The following is a 7,214-nucleotide window of genomic DNA, read 5'->3' as shown; positions in this document are numbered from 1 at the left end:
CGTCGATACTCGTTAGACATAAGCTTGTCCTCAAGCCTGGGCTTGAGCCTTTCTGCTTATGCCGACTGTCCGGTCGAAATGGGGGGCAGTTCAGGCGTTTACCGGAAGGTGAGGGCGTGATGACCCTCTTTGACTGGAGAAGCTCGGCGTCGGCGGTCTTGTCGGCGCTGCCCTGATGGCCGCTCCTGCCTATTTCTACGGGCGGCAAGAAGCGACGGAGGCCGCCAAGATCGAAGCGGCAAAGAACGCCCTCAATCGCATTGAGAATCTGGAGAAGAACAATGCTAATTTCCGCAAGCTTTCGGATCGCGATCGTTGTCTTGTCTTCATGCGTGACAGCGGCTTGCCAGAGCGGGAGTGYGACTGACGGCTCTGGTTATCAGATCGTGCGCTTCTCCGACGCTCAGGCGGCGCGGCTGGCCTCGCAGGATGCCATAGCCGGCCCGGCGATAGCCTCCAACAACGATCAGTGCCGGCAGGATGCCGGGTGCCGGAAGTAGGCTAGTTTCGCCGTCTTCCCCGGCGCTCGGATGACCGAACGCATCATTCGCGTGAGGTCGGGCTCACGCTCTTCACCTTCATCCGGATTGCAAACGGGGCAGGGCATACCGGCCGCGCCGCAATGGCATGCCTTCGGGCCAGCCCAGGGCCTATTCGGGTGAGCCTCACAGATCCAACTGGTATCGTCGCACTTATCGCATCCATATCGGCAGCATTCCCGCTCTCGGTCGATTTTACCACAGACCGAGGGAGCATGAACTTTATACCACAACACGCATCAGACGAGGGCCGGGGAATTGACCGACAGGAACACTGAGATGGCAGCCGCTCCCAAATGGCGATTTGAATATAACCTCAACACCATCGTGATCCTGCTCGGCTTTGCCGGCGGCTTCGTCGCGTGGGGTGCCACTTGGAATCAGGTGCAGACGGAGACGCGCGCCAACTCGGCGGCGATCGAGCGGCTGGACAAGCGCCTCACCGTGGCAGCGGTGGCCACCGTCTTCCATCCGGTAGGCGTCCCTCTTCTCATGACTGGTGAGTTCTTACTAAGCGTGTCGAATTGTCACTCTTGAGCAGAAACGGAGTGGGGACGCCGKATTCTCGATGTACATTGGTGGTTATCAGCACCAATATCATTGAGGCTGATTAGCGGTTATAGTCGTTAGGCAATGGCCTGGCCATCGTAGTTTCCAGTCATGATCTGATGGGCGGGCTAAATGACGACTTCGAACGAGCAGCAAGGCAATAATCGCGCACAGGTCCATACCCGGCAGCGAGAGGCTGACGTGAATGCTGCACAAGCTGGGCCTGATGCTGCAGCTTTTCTTGCAGCGATCGTCGAGTCATCAGACGATGCGATCGTCAGCAAGAGCCTGAGCGGCGTTATCAGGACGTGGAACAAGGGCGCCGAGCGTGTCTTCGGCTACACGGCGCACGAGGCGGTCGGAAGGCCGATCACTATCGTGATTCCGGACGACCGCCTCGACGAAGAACCAGCCATTCTTGCCCGAATTCAGGCCGGCGAGCGGGTCGATCATTTCGAGACGACACGGCGGCGGAAAGACGGCACTCTGATCGATATCTCCCTTACGATCTCGCCTATCCGAGATAGCAGCGGAAAGATCATCGGCGCGTCGAAAATCGCCCGTGACATCTCAGAACGAAGGCGCGCCGCCGAGCAGCGGGAACTTCTGCTACGGGAAATGCATCATCGGATAAAGAATCTGTTTACCATCACCAGCAGCATCATCACCCTTGCGGCGAGAACGGCCCAAACGCCCGCCGATCTGGCAACGGGAATGAGGAACAGATTGCTGGCTTTGTCTCGAGCGCATGAGATGACACTGCCAAGTCTGAATAGCGAGGCTGCAACGGATGATCGGCGGATTACTCTGTTACAACTTCTGTCGAGTATTCTCGCACCGTATGAACGATTTGGCGCAAGACAATGGCAAGTGGGCGGCGATGACATAGAGGTGGCAAGCGACAAGATCACAAGTCTTGCGCTTCTGTTTCATGAATTCGCGACCAATGCAGCGAAATATGGCGCCCTGTCAGTCGAAGAGGGGAAATTGGACATCACGGCTGCGGCGGACGCGGAGACATTAGAGATCGCATGGATTGAAAGTAAAGGCTCTTCACAAGTTGACTCCGACAGGCGCTCAACGGGTTTTGGGAGCATGCTTGAGAAGATAATCGGAAAGGGTCTGGAGGCTGATATCTCACGTGAATGGATGTCTCACGGAGTCTCAATACGGATATCCATCCCCGGCCGGGTCCTCGGCAACTAAACGAGGATGAGACCGCTGGACCGTCGTCGAGTTGCTTAGGCTATGATCTCCGGGCATTTGAGGAAACTTGCAGCGGATCGAGGTGATCGGCCTTCGCCTACCTCGACCCGGTAGCCCGCGCGTTCCTCTTGATCTCATCCCATTGCGGATAGTGCTCATAGCACCACCATCTGACCGGCTGTTCTTTGCTTCGCGCGAGCCACACGGTTCTTTATCCACACTGACGGAAAAGCCTGCTACCACTTCACCTTAAGGCCAACATTGCCGCCGAACCACTCGGCATTGCGGTCATTCAATCCGGTCGAATACCGTACCGACCCGAAGGCGCTGATGGTATCGGTCAGTTGAAGATTGAGCCCCGCCTGAAGTTCGAGCGAGGTGCCGCCAGTCTCCGTGACGATGTTGACATTGTTGAATCTCACCGAACTGTCCGTGGAAAACTGGTGCCAAATATCGGCGCTGAAGAAGAACTGCGCGGGACGTCCATCAACCTGTGTGTTGCCTTCGAGCCGTGCACCAACTCTTCCGGTGACGCCGGTTTGATCGGAGTAGGCAATACTGGTGAACGGGTCCTTCTCTGTGCCAAAGGATACGTGGTGCACGATGAGCTGAGCCTGTGGCTCGATGGTCCATATCTCGCCAAGGGGCAAAGGCATGCCGACCTCGCCTGACGCCAGCAGTGAATATCCATCGATATCGGCACCGATACCACGATACGATGAGACATCGCTATGCAACCAGTTCGCCATTCCAACAGCATCGAAATACCAGCCATCCTTATCGAGATAGGTCCAGTACGCACCTATTCCGTCGCTTACGACGTTCACTTCTCCAGAATATATTTGTGTCTGTGCTAGAACATTCGCGACGACATCGCCTTTGGCTTGACCGTGCGCGTAAAAAATCCCGGCGCGGTCCTGGCTGCCATCGTCATGCTCTCGCCCATAGAGATCGAGGCCAAGCTGGAGTCCCCATAGATGCCCATCGAATGTCGGACTGATCTGGTATGTGGTGTCCTCGATCGCGGGCTCCCAGTCTGACTCAAAGGTTTGCCCAAAAGTGCGAACCCAGACGCGCGGATGCTCACCAAAGTTATCCAGCAACGACTGATTACCCTGACGCTGGTGGAACGTATCGAGCTGCGCCAACCCCAGTTGCGATGCCACCATCGGCATGATCACATAGCCGGGAATTTCCGGACGGATAAGCGGTATTTGATCTCCCGGCGACGGCATTGGTGGCGGCGGTCCTGGTGGCGCCACCGGCGGTGGATCGACCGGCGGTAAGGGAGGTACAGTCGGAGTAATCGGCGTGGGTGACAGTGGGGGAACTGTCGGAGTGATCGGTGTCGGGTCCGTCGGAATCGGCGGCTGAGGCGGTTGTGGCGCCGGATCCGGTGGCGTGGGAATACCCGGCACCACTGGAACCGTTGGTGTGATTGGCGTCGGATTCGGCGGTATTGGCGGTTGTGGCGGACTTGTATCGATCACCGAAGAACGCAGGAACCAGTCACTGTCCGTTGCTGCGTTTGGGACTAAACCACCCCTGTATAGTTGATATTCGTAAATACCCGCTGCGACAGGGCTGTCGAGCGCGAAGGAGTCCGCTGTCGACGTCGCCCCGTTCTGAGTATCGACCACCAGTATTCCGTTGGCGGTCGTTTGCTCTCCCGGTCCCCCGAAATTAGTGACTTCGAGAAACGTCAACCCGGAAGCAGCGCCACCGCCATTGGCGCCATTGATGACAAGCTGGTCGGATAGGGTGTCGCTATCGGTGCCGAGATAAGTTTGCAGGCCTACCTTGCCATTATTGCCGACATAGTCACCCATTACGACGAAGCGGTTGGTATCGGTCGGCGAACCGGTCGTCATATCGATCAGCCCGGCGTTGCTCACGATCACCGGATTGCCGGACACAGCCGAATTGACGGCGTGGGTACCCCAAGCRCCGGCAATCACGCTTGAGGTTGCGTCATCAATGATCAGTTGCCCCGTCAGCGTCCCGGAGTCACCCAGCACCAAGGTATCGCCGCCATACTGGAAGGTAAGATGTGAATTTCGCGCGAGTGCTATCACCTCCCAGTTTCTAATCGAATCGACGTTCGTACCTTGGCCGCCGGCTGCATTCTGTGTGTTCTGCCAAGCCATCCGGTCATTGYCGGCACCTCCATCGAGCGGCAGTCCGGGGGGCAGGTTGGTCGAGGTGAGATTGGACAGGATCGCGCTATCATCGCCGGCGCCCATAAAGAGCCCACTGCTGATGGTGCCGCCGCCCCATAGGAGATAGTCGTTGCCCTCACCTGCATCGACGGAGTTGGTGATCCGGCCCCCGGAGACGGCAGCGACATCAGCTCCGGCTCCGAGCAGGATTTGGCCATTGATCGTGCCGTCGGCCATGATGAGAAAGTCATCTCCCGCGCCCGTATCAATAGTTCCATTCGTGACGGGGTTGCCGCTGATGCCTCCGGCGCGGTTGACGAAGTAGTCGTTGCCTTCGCCCAGCCTGGCGCCGTTGTTAATCGTACCCGCATTGTCGATTCTGTCGACAGAAGTCCCGACCGAGGTATCTATGACGCCGCTGATAACTGCGCCGGGCCGGTTGATGATGTTGTTGCTGCCCGTACCGGTCTGCGAAATCGACTGGTTGATGGTGCCGGCATTGTCGATGACGTTGTTCGTGCCGTTGAGGATGATGGTGTTAAGTTGGGCACCAACACGGTTGGTAATGGCATTCTGGCCCCCCGTAGCCGTCAAGGTCAGGGTCGAATTGAACATGCCGGCGTTGTCGACGACATTGTTGAAACCTTCCATCGCGACTACATTGACGGAACGGCCGGGACGTACGATCAGGAAGTTGGTTCCAGTCGTGCCATCGATCCCGATATTCTGATTGATGTTGCCATTCTGGTCGATGGTGAAGTTCGTGTTGCCGGTGGCGTAGATCGACATGTTCGACATCGGATTGCCACCGACGGTTCCACCAAGGTTGCCATTGATGTTACCGCTGTTGACGATGCTGCTGTCGCCAGGTCCGGTAATGCTGATGCCGCCGGAATTGATGGTCGCGCCACTGGTCACCCTCACAGCGACGCTTTCACCAGCGGTATTGGCGTAGCCATCATTATCCGCTCCTGAGCACACAACGACTCCTGTTCCGGCTGGGGCGCAATCGGCAAAAACGGAACCCGTCGTCAGGAGCAAGGCCGCGGCAGCTATTCCTGGGCCAGATATCGCACTATGGAGGCAGAGCGCTCTTCCGACTGGGAAGGCTGGATCAGCCTTCGTAGCCCAAGCACTCGGAGTATCGACGTCTTGGTATGACGCCTGACACCAGCGGGCCGAAGTCGCCCGTCGCCGCAGTTGCCTGTTTTCTGGCAGAACGGTCTTTCTGGATCGTAAGCGTGTGATCTTCGAAGCCACGAACTACTCCCCAAAAGGTAGTATGATGAAAGTCGGGTTGTAGATCGAAGTCAACGCATATACGGCGGCTTGTCCGGCTTTGTCCTGCGATAGTAGCAATTGCGCAACAATGCGTGGCCCGGGGTCTAGAAGACAGCATGAGCCCGGTGGGTGCAGGGTAAGAGGGATGGATATGCTTCACCCAGGACGAAGCGAGGCGTTTCAAAAAGCAGCTCGACAAGCTCAAGACGAGACTGCCGCCAGTGATGATCCGCGGCAAGAACCTGGTGCTAACCGCGCCGGCACTCATTGCCGAGATCGAATATCGCGGCTGGACCCATGACGGTAAGCTTAGTCATCCGTCGCTCAAGGGATTGGGGGATGAGGCGGATGCGGGAGATGTCTACTGCTTGCCGGAGAGCTAAACCTGCGTTGACGCGATCGTGTCCACAGGCACATATCCATTGATCACGCCACGCTTTAGATCTCGCCGTCCATGTTCGATTTCAACCACGGTATATGCCTTCTCGTCGCGGAAAGCACTCGCGTGACGGGTAGTGACATCTTCGCCAGGTAGGGCATCGACCTCTAGGAAGTCGAGCTCACGCCCTGCGGCAACAATTCGAGCATCACCCGATGTTCTAGCAGCAACGACAACCTCACCAATGTTTGGCGCTTGCTGCCACCTGGCGTCATACGGAGGCGCCACGGGTACGAGGCGATACACGTTGAGGATTTCGCCGTCTTCCGTTGCCGATGCGATCTTTGCAGCGTCCTCTATCTGAGCTTTGCTCTCAAGAGATCTTCCGAACGTGGTCGGACTAACGCCGGTGTTTATCTCGTTGCGGTCATCGTTTTGGTTGGCATTCGACATTGTTTACCCTCGTGCGCTGTTTCGCATTGAACTCGAGAGCTGGAGCTTCGTTCCTTGTAATGCCTATTCCAGCGTCCGTTGAAGAAGGAGAACATGAGCCAATCCGCCACCCATGCCGTGCTTTCCGACCTGCGCGTGAGCATCGCGCACCTAGAAGGCCTCACTGGCTGGCCACGCAAGGTGTTGCCGTTCGGCGTTCTTGAGCGTCAAGACTGTACGAGCCACGGCGCCCTTAGCCACCCGGAATGTTCGCTCGGAACTATCCGCGGCCGAGAGGATGACGGCCCGCTCGCGACCCCCGCAGCGATCAAGCGAATGTCCCCCCCGGCCTTCATCAAACACTTTACGCCGAAAGCTGCAGGCGTTCTCTGTCGAGACGTTTGGCATCTTCTTCCTCCGGCGTGGGAACACGAACTTCGCGGCACACCGTTCTGTCACCTTGGTCGAAAGATCGGAACATTCGGACCATAGACTCAGCGTCTAGCCGGTCGGTTTTAGCCCTACGGCTTCTCCTGACGTGCCCCCGATTTTGGGCCAGCGGGAGCTGGAATTTTCCGGGGTTAAGGCTCAGTTCGGCGGGGGTGCCGATGAGCCGTTCATAAGCGAAATCGGCACCTTGTTGCCGATCGCGCTATGTGGTCGGAACTC

Annotated in this window: 5 protein-coding genes and 2 pseudogenes; 4 read left to right on the top strand and 3 right to left on the bottom strand. The window is 57.4% G+C overall.

Going from position 1 to position 7,214, the window contains the following annotated elements; genetic code table 11:
• Positions 1-175: 175 nt before the first annotated feature.
• The 3 genes and pseudogenes from LCM4573_RS18415 to LCM4573_RS18405 all read left to right on the top strand — a co-directional run bounded on the left by LCM4573_RS18415 (position 176) and on the right by LCM4573_RS18405 (position 2,294).
• Complete coding sequence (locus LCM4573_RS18415) at positions 176-367, top strand: hypothetical protein (protein ID WP_244505361.1); 192 nt, start codon at positions 176-178, stop codon at positions 365-367.
• A 451-nt stretch (positions 368-818) separates the two neighbouring features.
• A pseudogene (locus LCM4573_RS18410) lies at positions 819-998 on the top strand (hypothetical protein); the annotation flags it as partial.
• 222 nt (positions 999-1,220) lie between these two features.
• The gene (locus tag LCM4573_RS18405; protein ID WP_071007845.1) at positions 1,221-2,294 is read left to right on the top strand and encodes a PAS domain S-box protein; all 1,074 of its coding nucleotides are present in this window, start codon (positions 1,221-1,223) and stop codon (positions 2,292-2,294) included.
• Positions 2,295-2,530: 236 nt separating this feature from the next.
• On the opposite strand, the gene LCM4573_RS18400 is transcribed toward LCM4573_RS18405, so the two are convergent.
• Positions 2,531-5,494: an autotransporter outer membrane beta-barrel domain-containing protein gene (locus tag LCM4573_RS18400; protein ID WP_131818992.1), complete on the bottom strand. Its 2,964-nt coding sequence runs from the start codon at positions 5,492-5,494 to the stop codon at positions 2,531-2,533.
• Between the two features lie 389 nt (positions 5,495-5,883).
• Between LCM4573_RS18400 and LCM4573_RS27455 the strand changes: the two genes are divergently transcribed.
• Complete coding sequence (locus LCM4573_RS27455) at positions 5,884-6,117, top strand: hypothetical protein (protein WP_407071754.1); 234 nt, start codon at positions 5,884-5,886, stop codon at positions 6,115-6,117.
• Here LCM4573_RS27455 and LCM4573_RS18395 read toward each other — a convergent pair.
• Both LCM4573_RS18395 and LCM4573_RS28680 read right to left on the bottom strand, forming a co-directional pair.
• Positions 6,114-6,566, bottom strand: coding sequence for a hypothetical protein (locus LCM4573_RS18395; RefSeq protein WP_071007843.1), 453 nt, complete (start codon positions 6,564-6,566; stop codon positions 6,114-6,116). The two genes, LCM4573_RS27455 and LCM4573_RS18395, sit on opposite strands and share 4 nt — an antisense overlap.
• A 352-nt stretch (positions 6,567-6,918) precedes the next feature.
• A pseudogene (locus LCM4573_RS28680) lies at positions 6,919-7,080 on the bottom strand (IS110 family transposase); the annotation flags it as partial.
• Positions 7,081-7,214 lie beyond the last annotated feature (134 nt).

It is taken from the genome of Rhizobium sp. LCM 4573, from assembly GCF_001854865.1.
Lineage (GTDB): Bacteria > Pseudomonadota > Alphaproteobacteria > Rhizobiales > Rhizobiaceae > Neorhizobium.
The sequence above is the reverse complement of the archived record's forward strand: the minus strand, read 5'-3'. Positions and strand labels throughout refer to the sequence as shown.

Excerpts from the sequence above, each read along its gene's own strand:
- LCM4573_RS18405 (WP_071007845.1), top strand. The coding sequence starts at position 1,221 with ATGACGACTTCGAACGAGCAGCAAGGCAATAATCGCGCACAGGTCCAT.
- LCM4573_RS18395 (WP_071007843.1), bottom strand. The coding sequence starts at position 6,566 with ATGTCGAATGCCAACCAAAACGATGACCGCAACGAGATAAACACCGGC.